The following is a 19,564-nucleotide window of genomic DNA, read 5'->3' on the forward strand; positions in this document are numbered from 1 at the left end:
GTTGTCTGATGACGGCGCGACGGTGTTCCCGATGTGTGTACAACGGGGGAGAAAAAAATGATTGTCGATCAGCTCTGAGAGGTCCAGAAAATGACAGTGGAGTCTCTTGTGGCGTGATGGATGACAGTGTCGCAACCTGTATGTCGTCGTCGTCGTTGAGAGACACGGAGTGGGACAGCTATTATTCGGATTCTCGGACTGCTCCACCGACGGCGTGCCCCGCCCGTCGGCTGTTCGAGCGCTGCACCTCGTCAGCGCGAAGCGGATGTGGACTGACCCGATGAGTCAGCGAGTGCGATGAGTGCGATCTGGACGAGGCGTACCCGCAGGTCGTAGCCTCGCTCGGCGATCTGTGCGGTCAGCTGCCGCGGTCTCTTTCCTTCACTGCCTGCCCCCTTGCATGCTCGTGTCGCAGGCCTCCAGCGTCGTCGCCGTGGCCTTCGCGGTCCCCGGTAAGTCACGGATCGCGGTGCGTCGTTCCTCTAGTGTATCGATTTACCATCAGGTACGAATAAGACATTAACTGCGCCCTGTTCGCCTGTCAACAGGTAGAAAGAGATCGAAGCGTTTCGACCTGTCGGGTTCGGTGCGACCAGGGGGTCAGGGGCGCCTGGGGTCGCCAATCTTCGGGCGTCCTGGGGAGATCAGGCTCGTCTGCGCGGGACGTGGTGCGGGGTCTTGCGGATTACGTGCGCGGTGCATTGATTGCTGGTTGTGCGCGGTTTCTCAAGCATAATCGGCGACCGTGCGCGGAGATTTTGCCAGCATTTTACCGACGCTTTGCAGGGGTGTCGGGCTGGGGTGCCGGGCACGCAAAGACGCCCTCCGGGCATGACGGCGACGAGCTGCGCTCCGCTGTCGTGCTCTCCTACCGGTCGCGGAGACGCTGCTCGTACTGGGGCCCGGAGTGCTACCGCGACGCCATCGATGCGAGGAACCGGGCGAGCTGGGCACGGTCCGGCAGGCCGTCCTTGTCGCCGGCGCTGGTGATCGCCATCGCTCCCACTGCGGCGCCCCGCTCGAGGACCTCTGTAGGGGGGAGCGCGTCGAGCATGGCGCTGATGAGCCCGGTCGCAAAACCGTCGCCGGCGCCGACGGTGTCGACCACCGTCACGGGGAACACCCCGTGGCTCCATGAACCGGCCTCGGTGTGCAGTGTCGCGCCTCGGCTCCCGTCCTTGACCGCCACGAGGGAAGCCCCGTCGCGGAGGTAGTGGGCAGCGACCTCGGACGGTGTCGTGAGCCCGGTGAGCACCTCGGCCTCCGAGAGGCCGGGCAAGATCCAGTCGGCACGTGCTGCGAACGTGTTCGTCACGTCGATCATCTCTTGACGATCGTTCCAGAGCGCCGGGCGGAGGTTGGGGTCGAAGGAGATCGTCGCACCTGACTCCTTCGCGATGTCGAGAGCGCGGAACGCGAACCGTCTCGTGTGCTCCGACAGGGCGAGCGGGATGCCCGTGAGGTGGATGTGGCGCGCGCTCGCCAGGGTCTCGTCGGAGCGGCTGGTGGGCTCGAGCCGCGAGCCGGCCGAGTCGTGGCGGAAGTAGACGACGTTGGGGTCCCCGCCGTCTGCCCGGCTCTTGAGCGCGAGCCCGGTGGACGCGCGCGGGTCGACGTCGATCGAGGTCTGTACACCCGCGGTAGACAGCTCCTCGATGGCGAAGCGACCGAGGGGGTCGGTGCCTACCCGGCCGATCCAGCCGACCTGGTGCCCGAGCCGCGCCAGCCCGGTCGCCACGTTGGCCTCCGCTCCGGCGAGCGCGAGGGTCCAGTTGGTGACGTTCTCGAGCGGTCCGGCCTCGCCAGCGACGAACATGCCCATGACCTCGCCGAAGGTCACAGCGTCCAGCCCTGTGATGGGCGCTGCGGCCGCTGTCTCGCTCATCGCACCGAGGCGAGGTCGGCTGCGCCTGTCGAGCTGCGGACGATGAGCTCGGGTCGCAGCAGGACGGACCCTCCCTTGACGGCGCCTTCTTCGCCCTCTCCGAGAGCCTCGCGCAGAGCGAGCCGGGCGAGATCTGGCAGCGGCTGACGGATCGTGGTGAGCGGGGGGTCGCACAGGGTCGCCAGGACGATGTCGTCGAAGCCGACGACGGAGACGTCTCGTCCGACGGTCATGCCGAGCGCACGGATCCCGCTGCACACACCGAGCGCGGTGATGTCGTTGATGGCGACGATCGCGGTCGGCGGGTTCGGCCCGTTGAGCAGGTCTGTGACGGCGATCCGGCCGATGTCGGCAGCCTCGCTCGCGCCCGCGGGCGGGGTGAGCGAGGCGCCTGGCCACTCGGCCTGTTCTGCAGGGTCGATGCCGACGGCCTCGAGCGCTGCGCGGAACCCGCCGTAGCGGGCTGTCCGGTTGAGGGACTTGAGCGCGCCGGCGACGAAGCTCACGCGCTCGTGGCCGAGACCGAGGACGTGGGCGGTAGCGAGGTGCCCGCCGACCTGGTTGTCGACGCTCACGCTCACGACCGAGGGCGGGTCGTTCGGCTGGACCGGTCGGTCGAGGGTGACGAGCCGGAGGCCCTGGTCGAGGAAAGGTTGGAGGTGCGCGAGGCTCGGGAGCGAGGTGCCGAGGACGATCGAGCGCACGCCGGCGTCCCACAGGTCCTCGACATAGCGCAGCTCGCGCGCCGGGTCGCGCTCGGTGTTCCCCAGGAGCACGCTGTAGCCGGCCTCGATCGACGCGCGCTCGAGCTCGTTGGCGAACGTCCCCCAGAAGGGGTTCGCCACCGACGGCACGACCAGTCCGATCGAGTGGGCGCGGCCCGTGCGCAGTGCGCGTGCCGCACGGTTGGGCCGGTAACCGAGGTCGCTGATCGCGGTGCTGATGCGGTCCCTCGTGTCGGAGTGCATCCGCTCGGAGCGGCCCATGAGGAAGTTCGACACGGTCGTGGCCGAGACCCCTGCCGCTGTTGCGACCTGTCGGATGGTGACGGTTCCCATGGCGTCGCTTGCTCCTTCGTTGGGGCTCAGGCCGTCCTTAGCCTGGGGCATCGATTCTAGTGTAACGATACAGTGGTCATTTCGGCCAGTACCTTGCACTTGGCGCTACGGCGGTGAGCGCTTCCTGAGCCTAGACCCTCCGATCTGCTTGACGTAGATCACATTGCGTGTATATCGTCTGGTGCATCGATACACCGGCAAACGAGGACTCATCGATGACCCTCGCCCGGGCGTAAAGGAACACACGACGACGAAGTCGGAATCCCAGACATCGTCGACACCCCCTCTTGACATCACGTAGGAAGAGCGGATCGACATGAAGATGAACATCAGAGCAAAGAGGGCCGTGGCACTCGCTACGGCAACAGCACTCGCCGCCACGCTGGCGGCGTGCGCCTCGAGCGACAGCGACAGCGGTTCGAGCTCAGGAGACGGCACGGTGAGCGGCGAGGTCTCGCTCCTCACCCCGATCTTCGAAGGATCGACCGGCAAGGAGCTCCTCGAGGGCACCCTGCTCCCCGAGTTCTACGAGATGTACCCGGACGTGAAGGTCAACATCGACTACTCGTCCTACTCCAAGCTCAACACGAAGCTCACGACCTCCGTCGCGTCGGGACTCGTCCCCGACGTCATGCTCATGGGTGTCGGCTGGATCGAGAACTTCGCCAAGAACGGCGTGCTCGCGGACCTCAGCTCCCTCGGCCTGACCGAGGAAGAGCTCAGTGCCACGCACAGCTCCATGGTCGTCAACGCAGGCATCTACGACAACAAGGTCTACGCGGTCCCGATCATGCTCGACGCGCGCTTCGGTGTCGCCCGCATGGACCTCCTCGAAGAGGCCGGCTACGACCACACGCCGACGTCCATCGAAGAGCTGCGCGAGATGGCCAAGGCCCTGACCGTGCGTGACGCCAGCGGCACGATGACGCGCGCCGGGTTCGACCTGCAGTCCAACGACTCGCGCCAGGTCTTCGAGACCTTCTTGTTCTCCGGTGGCGGGGACCTCTTCAACGAGGACATCACGGCTCCGGCGTTCAACTCTGAAGCCGGTGTCGAGGCGCTCCAGCTCATGAGCGACCTCGTCCTCGTCGACAAGGTCGAGGACGTCGGCTACTCCTCGACGGACGCGACGGTCAACCCGCTCATCAACGGGCGCGCAGCCATGGGACTGGCCCACAACAACCTGTGGACCCAGACGCTCGAGGCTGACCCGGAGATGCTCGACAACCTCGAGCCGTTCCTCATCCCCGGCGACGACCCCTCGATGTTCTTCGGTGGCACGCTCGCCACGATGTCGAGCAAGTCGAAGAACCCTGAGGCTGCTCAGGCGCTCCTCGAGTTCCTCACGAGCGCCGGTCCGGCACTCGCGGCGAACGAGCAGCGCGGCAACATCCCGGCGCTGGACGAGCTCCTCACCAGCGACTACGTCACGAACAACAGGTTCGTGCAGTTCGCGATGGAGAACCTCGACGTCGCCAAGCACGAGGGTGGCCCTGCCGAGTGGCTCGAGATCCGTGGCAACTTCACCCCGGCGATCGAGTCGGCGCTTCTCGGTCAGACGGATGCCAAGTCGGCTCTTGACGACCTCGCTGCAACATCGCTGGCAACGATGGACTCCAACTGACCTTCCCTGAGTAGCGGGCGGGGCATCCCCGACGGGATGCCCCGCCCGCCACACTACTGACATTCCACGAGGACGTGAGAAGGATGACCGACTCCTTGGCTGCACCGCCTAGGCCGCCCGAAACGGGGGCCTGGCTCGATCGAAACGCGCGGACGGCTGCCCCCCAGAACCGCCCCTCTAAGGCAAACCGCAAACTCCGCCGTGCCGGTTGGCTGATGGTCGCGCCCGGCGCGCTCTGGCTCGGCTTCTGGGTCGCGCTCCCGGTGGTTGCCACCTTCATCTTGAGCATGACGGACTACAACGTCTTCAACGCTCCGAAGTTCATCGGACTGGACAACTACATCCACGTCTGGAACGACCCCGTATTCCACAAGGCGACCTGGAACACTGTCGTCTACACGTTCTGGACCGTCCCGGTCTCGATGGCTATCGCCGTGGTGATCGCTGTGGCGCTCAACCAGAAGCTGCGGGCGCAGAGCTGGTATCGCGCAGCCTTCTTCCTCCCGCAGGTGACGGCCACGGTCGCGATCGCGATGGTGTGGCTCTGGATCTACAACCCCCAGCAGGGCCTCCTCAACAACGCGCTCGCCATCGTCGGGATCCCGGGCCACGCGTGGCTCGAGTCGACCGACACCGCCCTCTGGGCCGTCAGCCTCGTCGGTGTCTGGCAGGGCATCGGTATGAAGATGCTCATCTACATCGCAGCGTTGCAGAACGTCGACGAAGCCCTCTACGAGGCTGCTTCCATCGACGGTGCCTCGACCGTTCGCAAGTTCTGGTCCATCACGCTGCCGATGCTCAAGCCCGCGACGTTCTTCGTCTTCGTCATCTCGATCATCGGTGCTTTCCAGGTGTTCGACCAGGTCTACGTCCTCACCGACGGTGGTCCGGCGAACTCCACGACGATGATGACCTACGAGGTCTACCGCTCGGCCTTCCAAAACTTCAAGATGGGCCTCGCTTGTGCCCAGTCCGTGTTCCTCTTTGCGTTCCTGCTCGTGATGACTGTCATCAGCCGACGCATGACGAAGGGCGATGAGTCATGAGCGCCGCGACCGCGCCTGCACAGACCGAGAAGACGACCCCGGTCGTCATGACCAAGCCTCGGTCGAAGACCCGCCTGACGACCAGCCTGACCCTCAACGTGGTGCTGATCCTCGGCTCTGTCCTGATGGTCATGCCGTTCGTCTGGATGATCGTCACCTCCCTGAAGTCGCCGGCCGAGCTCGCGCTCGCCGACCCGACCTTCTTCCCCTCGACGTGGGAGTGGTCGAACTACCCCGAGGCCATGAAGGCTGCGCCGTTCTTGCTCTACTTCAAGAACAGCTTCCTCATCGCCATCGGTCACACCGCGATCACGCTCGCGCTCGGCTCGATGGCCGGATACTCGCTGGCACGTCTGCCGTTCCGAGGCCGTGAGGTCATCTTCATGGGCTTCCTCGCGATGCTCATGATCCCCACCTACACGAAGATCGTCCCGCAGTTCCTGCTGGTGAAGTTCATGCCGCTCTTCGGCGGGAACGACATCTTCGGTCAGGGCGGCTCCGGATGGCTCAACACCTGGTGGGCACTCATCATCCCCGGTGGCCTGACGGCATCGTCGGTCTTCCTCTTCCGGCAGTTCTACACCTCGCTGCCCAAGGAGCTCGAGGAGGCGGCCCGTCTCGACGGTCTCAACGAGTTCCGCATCTACCTGCAGATCTACACGCCGCTGATGAAGCCGGCTCTCGCAACGGTCGGTCTCCTGACCTTCCAGGAGTCGTGGAACAACTTCTTGTGGCCCTTGCTCGTCACGACGAGCGACAGCCTTCGAGTGATCCAGGTCGGGCTGGCCGTCTTCCGCCAGCTCGAGTCCACCTCGTGGAGCTTCCTCATGGCAGGAACGACGCTCGCCACCGTCCCGATGGTGATCTTGTTCCTCTTCTGCCAGCGCTACTTCGTGCAGGGTTTCGCGAACGCGGGCATCAAGTAGTTCATCTCTTCTTTCAGGTTTCATCTATAAAGAAAAGGAACATCCTATGCAGATCGATCTGACCGGACGCCGCGCCCTCGTCACCGGAGGTGGCCTCGGAATCGGTGCCGCTATCGCCCGGACGCTCGGAGCCGCTGGTGCCGACGTCGCGGTCCTCTACTACGGGGACAGCAAGGACGGCGCTCTCGAGGTCGTCGCCGAGCTCACTGCCCTCGGCCGCAAGTCCGTCGCCATCGGCGCGGACCTCATGGACCCTGAGGCCGCGACCGCATCCGTGAAAGAGGCTGCGGAAGCTCTCGGCGGACTCGACATCATCGTCAACAACGCCGGCCACATGGTTGGCCGTGCAACGGTCGCCGAGATGACGGACGAGCACTGGGCCCGGGTCATGGACGTCAACTCGTCCACCGGCTTCTACGTGTCTCGCGCCGCTATCCCTTACCTCACCGAGTCCTCCGCAGGACGCATCATCTTCATGTCCTCTCTTGCAGCGGAGAACGGTGGCGGCGCCGGATCGGTCGCCTACGCCGCGTCGAAGGCTGCCCTCGTCGGTCTGTGCCGTGGGCTCGCCAAGGAGCTCGCTGGCGAGAACATCGCGGTCAACGCGATGGCCCCCGGGTTCATCGGTGCCACGTCGTTCCACAACACGTTCACGGCTCCTGAGGTGCAGGAAGCCATCATCGCGGGCATCCCGATGAAGCGCGCCGGAACGGTCGACGACGTCGCCAACGTCGCGCTGTTCCTCGCCTCTGACCTGGCTTCCTACGTCACCGGCCAGGTCATCGACATCAACGGAGGGCTCAACTTCCGGTGAGTACCATCCTTGAGGCTCGCGGCGGATGGTGGCACGACTACGTGTGCCCCACCCACGGAGCAGAGCTCTACCCCGCACACGACGACATCTACCCTTGCAAGTACGGGTGCACCCTCCAGGGGGAGACCTTCACAGGAGCTTGGGTCGTGCTCGAGCACCAAGCACGTGCGCGGGAGGCTCGTCTCCTGGCCCGACGGTTCCACGCCGAGGGCGCGACCGCAGACCGTGATCGCGCACTGGCGATCCTCAAGGACTTTGCTACGTACTACGCCGAGGTGGCGGCAGGTGGGGCGAGCGAACGGGCCGAGGCCTGGATGCTCAAGGGCAAGCTCTTCTCGCAGGCGCTCACCGAGGCCATCTGGGGAGTACAGATCGCTGACGCGGTCCTCGTGCTGGCCGACGACGAGCACTCACGTGCCGTCCTCGGCCAGCACGTCGCCCCCATGCTCGGTGATCTGCTGGACACCGTCGCGGAGGCATGGCACAGGCTCGTCGTCGTCCGTGAGGAGCCGTCGAGCAACTACGTGGCCTGGCTGAACGCTGCAGGGGCGAACCTGTCCCGGGCGCTCGGCGTCCTCGGTCACCGGGTCGGCGACCCTGTCGCCGTCTCGGACCTGTGGCTCGACCGCATGGCTGCCTACCTCGAGCTCGCGGTCGATGCGCAGGGATGGGAGTGGGAAGGGTCCACCTACTATCACCTGTTCGTGATCCGTGCGGCCCTCCTGAGCGTCCACGGGATCGACCCGATGAACCTGCCGGCATCGATGCAGGCCCGGCTCGCTGCGATGGTGGCGGTGCTCGTCCGGCTCGCCAGCCAGGACGGCGGCCTGCCCGCGCTGCACGACGGCCCCTTCGACCGGGCCGGTGTGCACCTGGAGGTCCTGGAGACCTGCGCCATCGCCCGGCAGCTGTGGGTCGATGCTCCTGTCGGAGCGATCGAAGACTTCGCCCGTGCCCGCCTCGGAGCCCAGCACGACGGGCTCGAAGACCGTCTCGACGGGTGGTTCACCGGGCCGTCGATCCCGTGGCCGGTGACAGACGATCTCCGTGCGTCCGTCGTGTTCGCCGAGACCGGATACGTCGTGCTGCACGACGCCGCGGAGGCCATCACGGCTGTCCTCGACGCCGGACCGCACGGCGGCTCCCACGGGCACCTCGACAAGCTCGGGCTCTACCTCTACGGCGACGGGGTCGCCTGGCAACCTGCTCCTGGGGTCCCGCCCTACGGCAGCGCGCTGCGTCACGGGTACTACGCCCGCACGCTCGCTCACCCCACCGTGCGCGTCGACGACACGGACCAGCTGCCTGCCACGGGCACCGTCGACCTCGTCGAGCTGGCCGGGCCAGGGGGTGTCGACCGTGTCGTCGCCGGTTCCGGTGAAGCTCTCGACGGCGTGCAGGCGACCCGCGAGGTGGTCTCGACCCCCTCGTACCTGCTCGACATCGTGCGGGTTCAGGTGACCGCTCCCATCGAGGACGGTGCTGACGGAGCGCGTGACCTGACCTTGGCGCTCCGGCCTGCCGTCCCGCTCGAGATCACGGCCCTGCCCGTCGGGTGGCGCACTCTCTGGCACGGTCCTGAAGGACGGGAGCTGCACGGGCTCCACCGGGCGACCACGCCGAGCCGGCTCGTCGCCAGCCCTGGTCGTGGCCCGTCGGACGACCCTGCGGCTCTGTGCACGGTCGGAGACTGGACCGCTCGCGGCACCTCGGTCTGCTTCGTCTCCGTCTACTGCGTCGGAGAGCCCCGGGTGGTCGGCCTCGAGCTGCTCCCTGCGGACGAGAGCGCCACGTCCGCACCTCAGGGTGCGGTCGGACTCGTGGGCGTCCGCGTCCAGCTGTCCGACGGGACGACGATCGAGCACACGACTGCATGACGACTGAGGTCCTCCTCGCGACCGAGCCGTTTCTCACGGCCGGTCGCGAGGGCGACCCCCGCTCCCGGCGACCACAGGCGTCGTCGAGGATGCACCCGTTACGCTGACCACGGACGGTGACATCGTCGAGGTGACGGCCAGCTCAGCTGCTCGTCACGAGGCTGTCACCCGCTCCCTCCAGAGTGGTGCGGCCGCACACGACCCGGTAGACGCGACGAGCGTCAGGTCGGCCGCCACCCACTGGCACGACGAGGAACACGAGGTGAACGTGACAGAACGTCGAGCTCCGGGCACAGGCTGGGAACAGACTGCCCTGAGGATCTTGACCTACCCGGCGAACCTTGCGCTGGCCGGGGCAGCAGGATTCATCCTCGCTCTTCCTGTGGTCACCGCGGTCCCAGCGGTGCTGGCCGTGGCGCGATCGCTGGACGGCTGGATGCGAGAAGACAGCACCACCGTGTTCACCTCGACGTTCCGGGAGTTCGCTGCGACGTGGCGGCGCACCCTCCCGTTCGGCATCCTCAGCGTCGTCGTCGTCGGTCTCCTCGCGTTCGACGCCTGGTTCCTCTGGGCCCAGGTCGCCTCGGGCACCAGCGGGCTCGCGATCGCCGTGGGCGGAGCCAGCATCCCGGTGGCTGTCTCGGTCGTCGTCATCCTGCTCGTCCTCCCGGTCGCTGTGTGCCGCAACCGCGACGGCACGATGAAGCAGTGGCTCGCCGAGGCAGGCTTCCTGGCGATCACCCATCCCGTGCAGACCACCGTCCAGCTCATCCTCGCCGCCGTGGTGCTGGCCACCCTCGGGCTCGTCCCGAGCATGCTCCCCTTCTTCGGCATCTCGCTGCCCGTGTATCTCGTGCTCTCCGGTTTCGCTGGTTCAGCGCCACCGTCGTCCCGCTCAGCCAGCGGGACGCCTGGTGACGCTGCGTGAGCAGGCGAGACCCTGGTCGCCAGCGCACGTCACCAGCACTCTGGGTGCTGTACACCGACACGTTCACCATGGCGGTCGGCTTCTACATGCTCGTGCCGCTCCTCGCGGTGCACTTTCTCGACGGTCTCGGTATGGCGATCGCGCTCGTCGGCGTGCTCAGCGCGATCCGCAGCATCTCCCAGAACGGGCTCATGCCCGTGGCCGGGTGGATCGCGGACCGCGTCGACTACAAGAGGGCGATCAGCGTCGGGGTGCTCATCCGGGCAGCCGGATTCGCGATGTTCGGCGTCGTCGACAGCACGTCGGGCCTCGTGGTCGCCTCTGTGCTCACCGGGATGGGGGGAGCGCTCTTCCACCCGGCCAGCTACGCCGCGTACGCGGCCCTGGCACAGGGAAGAGACCGCATCAAGGTCTACGCGACCCGCGAGATGGTCTCTAACCTCGGGTTCGTGGTCGGCCCGGTCGTCGGCGGGCTCGTCGCCGGGCTCGACTTCTCTTACGTCAGCTGGACCTCGGCCGGCCTCTTCGTCATGGTGCTGTTCGTGACGCTCGTCGGGCTGCCGAACGGGCTCGCAGGGCGCAGGGAAGAGAAGGTGTCCCTGCGGAAGGTCTTCGCCGACCGTGCCTTCGTCCGCTACTGCGTGCTGGCGTCCGCGCTGTGGTTCCTCGTGTCCCAACTCTACCTCGTGGTGCCGGTCCGTGCCCGTGACGTGCTGCCCGGGACCGCGGGGCTCGGCGTCGTGTACTCGGCGGCAGCCGTCCTCATGGTCGCCACGACGATCCCGATCGCGAAGCTCACCTCGACGCGGATGCGGCCAGCCTCCGTGCTCGCCCTCGGCGCACTGGCGCTCAGCTCCGGGATCGCCGTCATGGGTCTGTGGGACACCGCCGCTGGCCTGTTCGTCGGGGTCGGGGTGTTCACGCTCGGCCAGATCGTCACCCAGCCGACGATGAACGCGATCGCCGCGGGCTACGCCAAGGACGGGTCGGTCGCCTCCTACTTCGGGGTCCAAGGCCTAGCCTTCGCCATCGGTGGCGTCATCGGCAACACCATGGGTGGGCTGCTCTACACGCTCGCCGGCGGGAGTGGTGGCGTCGCCTTGGTGCCGTGGTTCGTCTTTCTCGTGTGGGGAGCCGTCCTCGCGCTCGTGCTCCTGCGCCCCGGGGCGCTCACACCGGTCGCCGTGGACCCGAAGCCGGACGCCGAGGACTGACCTGCTCGTCCGTCGCAGGTCCTCAGCCTCGTCGGTGAGGAGCACCCGGGGACGGGCTCAGCCGCCGACGGCCTGCGCGAGGTGGGCGTCGAACGTCCGGGCGCTGCGCTCCCAGGTGAGCTCGCTCGAGCGCGCGAGACCCGCACGGCCCAGGCTCGCGCGCAGCTCGGAGCTGTCGAGGAGCGGCTCGAGCGCGTCGGCGAGGGCCTGCGGATCGTCTGGTCGCACACGGGTGGTCGGGTCCGTGAGGAGCTCGGGGATCCCACCGATGTCCGAGCCGATGACGGGCAGCCCGGTCGCCATGCCTTCGAGGACGGTGAGCGGGCACGGGTCGGGCCAGCGGGACGGGACGACGACGATGTCGGTGTCGCGCAAGAACGCGCCCAGCGCCGGTCTCGGCAAGGACGGGACGAACCGTATGGTGGCCGCACACTCCTCGGCGCGGTGGCGCAGGGACTGCTCGAAGGGCGTCAGCGGTGCGTACGGGTCGAAACCCTTCGACCCGACGATGCAGACCTCGACGTCCGCGCGGCCGAGGAGCCGGACCGCGTCGATGACGACGTCGGCGCCCTTGTCGCGGATCGTCCGCCCTGTCGTGGTGATCCGGAGCACGTCGCGCCGGGACCGCTCGGCCGGGGGCGACGGGTAGAAGATCTCGGTGTCGGCGGCGTTGTGGACGACGCGCACGCGATCGCGCAGCGAGGCGGGCAGGTGCGGGCGGACCTGCTCGGCGAGCGACTCGCTCACGGCGACGACGAGCGCGACCGAGCCGAGCGCCACCGCTGCCTCGCGGGGCGTGTACGAGCGCAAGAGATGGTTGTGCGCGTAGAGGACAGGCGCGTGGTGGTCGGTGTCGACGAGCCCGACGGCCGGGGGCAGGTTGTGCGCGACGACGACGGCGCTCTCCCACGTGCCCTGGTCGGCGAGCGCGGGCCGCACGGGGCGCTGTGCGCCGGTGCGAGGGCGGCCGACGAGGCCGCGTGCGGCGTCGACGTACCGGTCGCGCGGTCGGCGGTCGACGAGGTCGTACTCGATGATGTCGGCGCTCGTGTACCGGTCTGGGTAGGTGCCGCGCGAGACGAGGACAGCGGGCCGGGGGGAGCCCGGGTCGGCGTTGCTGCACAGGCCGTGGACGACGCTCGGCACGGCGCTGCCTGTGCGGGGGGAGTAGTGGTCTCCGGGGGTGATGAGGTGCACGTGACGGCGTCCGCTGCGCTGCGGTGCGTCGTGCGTGAGGGGTTCGGTCGAGGTCATGTCGTGGAGTCCCGTCTTCCTCGGCGGTCGTCGTGCCAGCCGTCCGGTCTGTCTCTCACCGTAGCGACGAGGGGGCTCGTCGCGACAGGGGTCAGAGGGCCCTGATCGGGGTGATTCGTCCAGATCACCCCGGGGGACGGTGTTCACCCGGTGTGTCGCGGTTCGATACTGGGGCGGTGAAGATCAACGCGTACGTGCTCGCTGGGGACCCTGCGTGGACGGCTGAGAGCGTCGGGTCGTACTACTCGTTCGTCGACCGCCTCGTCGTGAGCTACGACGAGGAGAACCTCTCGTGGAGCGGTCACGAGCTCGAGGTGCCGGAGGCGCTCCGGCGTCTCACGGCGTGCGACCCGCAGCACAAGATCGTCCCGTTGCCGGGGCGGTACTCGGCGCCGGACCGTTTTGCGCTCGACATGGAGACCGAGCAGCGTCAGCGTGCGCTCGATGCGGCGAGCGAGGGCGCGGACTGGGTGGTCCAGCTGGACACGGACGAGGTGCTCGCGTCGCCTGGACGGTTCCTCGCGTGTCTCGAGCGTGCGGAGGCGGAAGGCTTCGACGCCGTCCACTTCCCGTCGCGCTGGTGGTATCAGCGGGCGGGCGCCGGCTCCGACCGGGTGCTGGAGCGGCGTCGGCGGTTCGGCGGGGCTCGTGCCGAGTATCCGGGGGCGATCGCGGTGCGGGCCGGCACCCGGTTGAGGCACTGCCGCCAGACGGACGTGCCGCACTTTCGTGTCGACTTCGCGGCGACGAGCACAGACCCGGCGCACCCGGCGGACGCTGTGGTGCACGACGTGGTGACGCCTGACGAGGGGATCATCCACCTCAGCTGGTTGCGCTCGGCGGAGCAGATGGAGCGCAAGCGCGTGGTGTCGGGCCATGCGGGCCGGGTCGACCTGGGGGAGGAGATCCGCCGGTGGCGTGCCGCGTACCGGCACCCTCGCCTGACGGTCGCGCTCGGGTCCGTCCACCGGCACCCGGACAGGTGGTTGCGCGTCGTGAGCAACCCGCTGGAGCTCCGCTCGGGCGACTGGCTGCCGTGAGCCGAGGCCGAGTCGTCGGGCAGGGCGGGCGGGCGGTGCCGTCCGGTGGGCGTGGTGGCGTCAGATGACGTCGGCGAACTCGCGCTCGAGCTGTTGGAACACGAGCGCTCCGGCGACGAACACCCCGACGCACACGACCACCGACGCGCCGATCTGCCACGGCTCTGGGGCCGGGGTGCCGAGCAACGACCACCGGAACTCTTCGAGGAGCCAGGTGAGCGGGTTGAGCGAGTAGAGGGGCTGGAGGTTTGCCGGCACGCTGTCGAGCGCGTACGCCACCGGCGCCGCGAAGAGGAGCACCTGGACGAGCCACGGCACGATGTAGGCGACGTCCCGGTACTTGACCATGACAGCCGATGCGGCGAGGCCGATCCCTGCGCCGAGGAGCACCATGAGCACCACCCACGCGGGCAGCAGGAGCACGGCCCACCCGGGGGTGACGTCGTAGACGACGAGCAGCACCGCGCCGAGGCCGAGCGCGACGACGAAGTCGAGCAGGACGGAGAGCGTGGTCGCGAGGGGCACGAGCATGCGCGGGAAGAAGACCTTCGACACGAGGGCCTGGTTGCTGACGAGCGAGGGTGCTGCCCGGGTGATGACGCCCGCGAAGAGGTTCCACGCGAGCATCCCCGTGTAGCTGAAGAGGAAGTAGGGCACGCCGCCGCTGTCGAGCCCGGCCACGCGGCCGAAGACGACCGAGAAGATCCCGGCGGCGACGACGGGCTGGAGCAGCACCCACGTGACGCCGACGGCGGTCTGGCGGTAGCGCAGGATGACGTCGCGTCGACCGAACTGGTAGAGGACCTCGCGGGCCTCCCAGAGCTCGGGTACCCGGGGCAGCGAGAAGCGCCGTGGGGGAGTGATGACGATGGTGCCCATGTCAGGTCCGCTCGTAGGTGAAGTCGGCGAGGACGAGGCCCCGGGTCGTCGCCTCGTCGGCGGCGAGCTCGGGGTAGGGGTTGGTGGGCAGGACCTCGAACGCGGCGGCGCCCTCCCACGCGTCGAGGACGCCGGTCTTGCAGACGTAGACGTCGATCGTGTACCTGCCGGGCTTGAGCCACGGGCCGTTCAAGGTCATGGTCACCGTGTGCTCGTCGGACGGGTCGAACCAGGCGCCGACGAGCCGGGAGTCGCACTGGGCGACGACCGATCCGTTGAGGTCGTTGACGTGGCACGACACGAAGTACTGCCCGACGGCCTCGCGGTTGGCGTCTAGGTGGATCCGGACGCTCTTGGGCCCGCTGGGGTCGAACGCGTCCGCGTCGAGAGTCACCGACCGGGCACGGATCTCGCCCGAGCCGGGGCGACGCTCAGGGTCGGTCTGAGCGAGGGCGAACGCCTCGAAGCTGGTGCGGTAGATCTCGAGAGCGCCCGGTACGTCGCCCTGGTAGACGAGCCTGCCGGCGTCGAGGTAGAGCGCCGAGGAGCACAGCGCGCTGACCGTCTGCGCCTGGTGGGAGACGAACAAGACGGTCCGGCCGTCTTTCGCGACGTCGCGCATCTTGGCGAGCGACTTCTTCTGAAACTCTGCGTCGCCCACCGCGAGGACCTCGTCTATCGCGAGGATCTCCGTGTCGAGGTGCGCGGCGACGGCGAACGCGAGGCGCACGTACATGCCCGAGGAGTACCGCTTGACGGGCGTGCCGAGGAACTTTCCGACACCGGAGAACTCGACGATCTCGTCGAACCGGCGGGCGATCTCCTTGCGGCGCATGCCGAGCAGCGCGCCGTTGAGGTAGATGTTCTCCCGCCCCGTGAGCTCGGGGTGGAAGCCCGTGCCCACCTCGAGGAGGCTGCCGATCCGGCCACCGAGCTCGATCCGCCCGCGCGTGGGGGCCGCGATCCGGGTGAGGAGCTTGAGGAGCGTCGACTTGCCCGCACCGTTGCGGCCGATGATCCCGACGGCCTCGCCCCAGGGGACGTCGAACGTCACGTCTTCGAGCGCGTCGAACTCGGTGTGCTGCGCACGGCGCAGGGGCTGGCGCAGGCGTCGGACGGCAGCCTCGGCCGCCGTGGTGGGTTTCTCGCCCGACGCGCCGATGCGGTAGGTCTTGCCTAGACCTGCGACCCGTATGGCTGGATACTTCGTTTTGTCCACGTGGGGAACGCTATGACGCGCTCATGCATGCGGGAAGGGGGACCGGGGTGAAAGTCGGTGTGACCCTGCCAGCGTCCAGCGACGCGAGCGGTCCGGGCGAGGCGACTCCCTCTCCGGTGAGACGACGAGCCGTCGCGCTCGTGTCCGTCGGCGTGCTGCTCGCGGGCGCGGGAACCTTCGCGGCCCTGCGCACGTCGTGGCCGGCTGCACCCCAGGCACCCGCGGCGGCCGGCGCGACGGCCGCCGTCGCTGCCACAGGCTCGGCTCCGGTGTGCGGGCTCCCGGACGTCGCCCAGGTGACCGACGACGGCGCCCCACCGGTCGAGCCTGACGTCCTCGTCGCCGACGTGACCACGGTCCCGGGCGGCCGCGTGCTCGACGTCGAGGTGAGCGGCGACGTCGCCGCCGTCCTCGAGTGGGACGCGAAGAGCACGTACACGGTCACCCGCTACGACCTCGCGGGAGGTCAGCCGCTCGGCGGCTTCGACATCGACCTCGCCGCGGACGAGGGCACCGAGCTCTTCAGCACCGAGCAGATGGTCCTCGGCTCCGACGGTGCGGTCTACCTCCTTGACACGCTCGACGGGCGTCGTGACCTCCTCAGGTACTCCGTGCAGGGCTCGCTCGAGTGGCGGCGGACGATCGCGCCAGGCCCCGCGACGGACGGGTCGGTCCTCAGCCTCTTCGGCCTCGCCCTCTTCCCGGCGGGCACCCACGTCGAGTCCGAGACCGTCGGCGTGCACGAGGGACCGGGGATGCACCTGCTCACCGCCGACGGCGAGGACGCGGGGACGATCGACGGCTTCCCCGGCACGGTCGTCGGCCAGGCCGAGGACGGGAGCGTCATCACCCTCGGCGCACAGGACAGCGCAGAAGCCGACGGCGCCGATACCGACGCTCCTGCCGCGTCGTCGTTCCTCACCGTCGTCGACCCCGCAGGGACCCAGGTGGCACGGCTGGGCTCGCGCTGGGACCCGGACGCACCCGACGCGGTGCTCACCACGTACCGGCTCGGCCGCGTCACCGGCGCAGACACCGGACCCGACGGGACAGGGACGGTCGTCGCCGAGAACGGGCGAGGGCTGGAGTGGTTCGGTCCGGACGGGGTACGCGAGGGCTACTGGCCAGACCGCTCGACGAGCGAGGAGCATACCTACGAGCTCGCCGAGGGCACCCCGCTCCTGCTGCGCGCAGGCTCCTACGTCTTCCTCGTCCGCGGCGAGAGCACACCCGACGGTGAGGCCGTCACCCTTGCCACGCTCGGGGCCGACGAGATGCTCCAGGCACTCACCTCCCCGGTGAAGTACAACGACGGGTCAGCACCCCACCTCGCTGTCATCGGCGCAGGTGCAGGCCTCGTGACCGACACGGTGTACGGCTACTTCCGGGACGGCGACGACCCCGCGGTCACGCTCCGCCTCGACGAGACCTGGGCCGACGCCCCGACGCGCTACACCCTGCGCTACCAGGTCCGGGGCGACCCCCGCGTGCCCGATCCCGTCGCCTCAGCGTGGGTCGACGCCGACCTTCCCACAGGCGGCGGCGACCTGCCGCTCACGCTCCCGCCCGCACGCGCGGGCGTGTACGAGGTCGACGCACGCCTCGTCGACACCACGACCGGCACCGAGGTCGTCGGGACCTGCCTGCGCTACGCGATCGGCGCACCAGGACTGCACGCCGACCTCGCGGCGCTGCCCGACGGCGCCGACTGGGGCGGCGCAGGCCCGTTGCGCGGGGTCGCGCTCGCGGGCGACTTCCGTCTCGGCAGCCACCGCTATCAGGTCGACTTCGGGGCGCTCGTGCCTGACCCCTCTGCGGTGCCGGGCCCGGACGGCCTCGACTGGGACGCGCTCCCGCTCGACGACCTCGCGGCCGCTGCCGAGCTGGCCGCGCGCACCGACGTGCACCTCGTGGTCCAGGTGGGCCAGGGCGGAGACGCCGAACGCGCCGCGGTCGAGGAGGGAACCTGGGAGGGCTGGGTCCGTGAGATCGTCGCCGGGCTCGGTGAGAGTGCGCCGGGGATCGTCTACTACTCCCCGTGGAACGAGCCGAACAACACCGGTCTCGACGACGGCGCGGCGTACGTCCGGGACGTCGGTGATCCGTTCGCGACCGGGGCGCGCGCAGCGGATCCCGGTGTCGTGATCCTGGGCGGGAACACGCTCGGCGTGCCGGTCAACTGGTGGCGGGACGCCGTGGACGCGGGGGCCTGCGCCTCGCTCGACGTGGTCGCTGTGCACCCGTACACCGGGCTCAACCGGTCGTGGGAGGAAGACGGGTGGGGCGCGGACGGCAACCCGCTCGACCGGCTCGCCGAGGTGCTCGACGCGTGCGGGGACGTGCCCGTCTGGGACACGGAGTCGGGGTGGTGGTCCGACGGGGTGGTGAACACGTGGGCGCAGGGCTCCGACGTGGCCCGCAAGCTCCTCTGGTACTCCGAGGCGGGCGTCGAGGAGTGGACGTACTTCTTCTCCGAGGGCGGCTTCGGCGAGACAGGGAACTCGTGGTCTCTCGTCCAGCTCGGCCAGCACGTGAAGCCCGGCCTCCTCTCCTACGCGGCGACGCAGTCTGCGCTCGGCGGTCGCGGGGCGGGGGAGCGCGTCGACCTCGCCGTTCCGGGCACGTTCGCTCTGCGGTGGGCAGACGGCACGGGCTCGGCGGCGGAGATGCTCGCCGCATGGACGGACGACCGCGCCGCGCAGGTGGTCCTCACCGCGACGGGGACGACGAGCGTGAGCGTCGCTGACGTCTACGGCGCGGTGCGCACGATCGACCTCTCGTCCGGCCCTGCTCAGGTCGAGCTCACGGGGGCTCCCCAGATCTTCACGGCCCCCGTCAGCGTCGGGCTGACCCTCGCGCCGGTGGAGGAGTACGGACCGGACCTTCTCGAGGGTGCGGACGTCACGGCGTCCTCGACGGCCGAGGGCACGTCGACCGCGACCGTCACGGACGGCAGCCTCGACGATCCGGAGCCCTGGCGTTCCGGGCCGCTGCCTGCTGCCGGCGGTCAGGAGAGCGTCGCGGACCGGGCCCCCTGGGTCGAGGTCGAGCTGGACGGCCCGGCCGTCGTCGACCGCGTGATCGTGGCGACGGCAGGCATCCGGTGCTGCACGGCTGGACTGCGTGACTACACCGTCTCGGTGCTCACCGGCGGCACCTGGGTCGAGGTCGCCTCGGTGACCGACCAGCTGCACGAGCGCGCCGTGGAGGTTGCGTTCGACGCCGTCGAGGTCAGTGCTGTCCGGATCGACGTGCCGACCACGACCGAGCGAGGCGTCCCGGTCGCATCGGCCAACTACTCAGGGGTCGTCGCAGGGATGCACCCGAGCTTCATGGACCTCACCGCGATCGACCAGGGCATCGCGGTGAGCGCGATCGAGGCTTTCGGTCCGGGGTGACTGGGCAGCCATGCCGCCGTCGGGAACCGACCCCCGCCTGGCGACTCCGGGTCAGTGTCATCAGCGTCATGACACAGAACACCTAGAGGTCTCGGGCTGTCTCTCCCTCTGGTCCGCGACGGGCGGTAGCCCACAGGACCGCGAAGACGACTGCTGGAAGCAGGAGGGACATCGTGGTGCGCCAGTCGACTGTCAGGTACGAAGCACCAAGGCCTGCCGCGCAGGCAGCCTGCGGAAGCGTTCTCCTCGAGAATGGTGATCTACGCGAGAAGTCGTCACGTATCGCTCGATATCCCGATGACCCAGAACGCGGTGTCCGCAGGCAGGTCGAGCTCGACGGCTGTCTCGCCGGTCGTCTCCAGAGGGATCCCGCCGCTGTTCTGAAAACGCTCGCCGCATGAG

At 68.6% G+C, this 19,564-nt stretch carries 14 protein-coding genes; 9 read left to right on the top strand and 5 right to left on the bottom strand.

Features of this window, described 5'->3' with window-relative positions; translation table 11 throughout:
• Positions 1-910: 910 nt before the first annotated feature.
• Entirely contained in the window at positions 911-1,885 is a 975-nt protein-coding gene (locus ATL42_RS00890) for a sugar kinase (protein WP_098453739.1), read from the bottom strand.
• Positions 1,882-2,994, bottom strand: coding sequence for a LacI family DNA-binding transcriptional regulator (locus ATL42_RS00895; RefSeq protein WP_245861929.1), 1,113 nt, complete (start codon positions 2,992-2,994; stop codon positions 1,882-1,884). The genes ATL42_RS00890 and ATL42_RS00895 overlap by 4 nt, the downstream gene beginning before the upstream one ends.
• Before the next feature lie 295 nt (positions 2,995-3,289).
• On the opposite strand from ATL42_RS00895, the gene ATL42_RS00900 reads away from it, so the two are divergent.
• The 7 genes from ATL42_RS00900 to ATL42_RS00930 all read left to right on the top strand — a co-directional run bounded on the left by ATL42_RS00900 (position 3,290) and on the right by ATL42_RS00930 (position 11,372).
• Entirely contained in the window at positions 3,290-4,567 is a 1,278-nt protein-coding gene (locus ATL42_RS00900) for an extracellular solute-binding protein (protein ID WP_169925303.1), read from the top strand.
• Between the two features lie 215 nt (positions 4,568-4,782).
• The gene (locus ATL42_RS00905; protein WP_245861932.1) at positions 4,783-5,613 is read left to right on the top strand and encodes a carbohydrate ABC transporter permease; all 831 of its coding nucleotides are present in this window, start codon (positions 4,783-4,785) and stop codon (positions 5,611-5,613) included.
• Complete coding sequence (locus ATL42_RS00910; RefSeq protein ID WP_211281757.1) at positions 5,610-6,539, top strand: carbohydrate ABC transporter permease; 930 nt, start codon at positions 5,610-5,612, stop codon at positions 6,537-6,539. The genes ATL42_RS00905 and ATL42_RS00910 overlap by 4 nt, the downstream gene beginning before the upstream one ends.
• 46 nt (positions 6,540-6,585) lie before the next feature.
• Positions 6,586-7,353: an SDR family NAD(P)-dependent oxidoreductase gene (locus tag ATL42_RS00915; RefSeq protein WP_098453743.1), complete on the top strand. Its 768-nt coding sequence runs from the start codon at positions 6,586-6,588 to the stop codon at positions 7,351-7,353.
• Positions 7,350-9,230, top strand: a complete 1,881-nt coding sequence (locus ATL42_RS00920; protein ID WP_098453744.1) for a heparinase II/III domain-containing protein — start codon at positions 7,350-7,352, stop codon at positions 9,228-9,230. The genes ATL42_RS00915 and ATL42_RS00920 overlap by 4 nt, the downstream gene beginning before the upstream one ends.
• 268 nt (positions 9,231-9,498) lie before the next feature.
• A complete protein-coding gene (locus tag ATL42_RS00925) occupies positions 9,499-10,158 on the top strand; it encodes a DUF624 domain-containing protein (RefSeq protein ID WP_169925304.1) in 660 nt (219 codons plus the stop codon).
• Positions 10,155-11,372, top strand: coding sequence for an MFS transporter (locus ATL42_RS00930; protein WP_143556662.1), 1,218 nt, complete (start codon positions 10,155-10,157; stop codon positions 11,370-11,372). Before ATL42_RS00925 ends, ATL42_RS00930 begins: the two co-directional genes overlap by 4 nt.
• Positions 11,373-11,429: 57 nt before the next feature.
• Here ATL42_RS00930 and ATL42_RS00935 read toward each other — a convergent pair whose 3' ends face one another.
• Positions 11,430-12,626: a glycosyltransferase family 4 protein gene (locus ATL42_RS00935; protein WP_098453747.1), complete on the bottom strand. Its 1,197-nt coding sequence runs from the start codon at positions 12,624-12,626 to the stop codon at positions 11,430-11,432.
• A 176-nt stretch (positions 12,627-12,802) separates the two neighbouring features.
• On the opposite strand from ATL42_RS00935, the gene ATL42_RS00940 reads away from it, so the two are divergent.
• The gene (locus tag ATL42_RS00940) at positions 12,803-13,666 is read left to right on the top strand and encodes a glycosyltransferase family protein (protein WP_098453748.1); all 864 of its coding nucleotides are present in this window, start codon (positions 12,803-12,805) and stop codon (positions 13,664-13,666) included.
• Positions 13,667-13,726: 60 nt separating this feature from the next.
• On the opposite strand, the gene ATL42_RS00945 is transcribed toward ATL42_RS00940, so the two are convergent.
• Together ATL42_RS00945 and ATL42_RS00950 are read right to left on the bottom strand one after the other, a co-directional pair.
• Positions 13,727-14,545: an ABC transporter permease gene (locus ATL42_RS00945; RefSeq protein WP_098453749.1), complete on the bottom strand. Its 819-nt coding sequence runs from the start codon at positions 14,543-14,545 to the stop codon at positions 13,727-13,729.
• A 1-nt stretch (position 14,546) separates the two neighbouring features.
• Positions 14,547-15,764 carry an ABC transporter ATP-binding protein gene (locus ATL42_RS00950; protein WP_098453750.1) on the bottom strand — a complete coding sequence of 406 codons (1,218 nt, stop codon included), beginning with the start codon at positions 15,762-15,764 and terminating at the stop codon, positions 14,547-14,549.
• Positions 15,765-15,823: 59 nt separating this feature from the next.
• Between ATL42_RS00950 and ATL42_RS00955 the strand changes: the two genes are divergently transcribed.
• Positions 15,824-19,162 (top strand): galactose-binding domain-containing protein, encoded by a 3,339-nt coding sequence (locus tag ATL42_RS00955; protein ID WP_143556663.1) that lies wholly within the window; start codon positions 15,824-15,826, stop codon positions 19,160-19,162.
• The last annotated feature ends 402 nt before the right edge of the window (positions 19,163-19,564 follow it).

Source organism: Sanguibacter antarcticus (genome assembly GCF_002564005.1).
Classification (GTDB): domain Bacteria; phylum Actinomycetota; class Actinomycetes; order Actinomycetales; family Cellulomonadaceae; genus Sanguibacter; species Sanguibacter antarcticus.

Excerpts from the sequence above, each read along its gene's own strand:
- ATL42_RS00935 (WP_098453747.1), bottom strand. The coding sequence starts at position 12,626 with ATGACCTCGACCGAACCCCTCACGCACGACGCACCGCAGCGCAGCGGA.
- ATL42_RS00945 (WP_098453749.1), bottom strand. The coding sequence starts at position 14,545 with ATGGGCACCATCGTCATCACTCCCCCACGGCGCTTCTCGCTGCCCCGG.
- ATL42_RS00910 (WP_211281757.1), top strand. The coding sequence starts at position 5,610 with ATGAGCGCCGCGACCGCGCCTGCACAGACCGAGAAGACGACCCCGGTC.
- ATL42_RS00890 (WP_098453739.1), bottom strand. The coding sequence starts at position 1,885 with ATGAGCGAGACAGCGGCCGCAGCGCCCATCACAGGGCTGGACGCTGTG.
- ATL42_RS00895 (WP_245861929.1), bottom strand. The coding sequence starts at position 2,994 with ATGCCCCAGGCTAAGGACGGCCTGAGCCCCAACGAAGGAGCAAGCGAC.
- ATL42_RS00905 (WP_245861932.1), top strand. The coding sequence starts at position 4,783 with ATGGTCGCGCCCGGCGCGCTCTGGCTCGGCTTCTGGGTCGCGCTCCCG.
- ATL42_RS00915 (WP_098453743.1), top strand. The coding sequence starts at position 6,586 with ATGCAGATCGATCTGACCGGACGCCGCGCCCTCGTCACCGGAGGTGGC.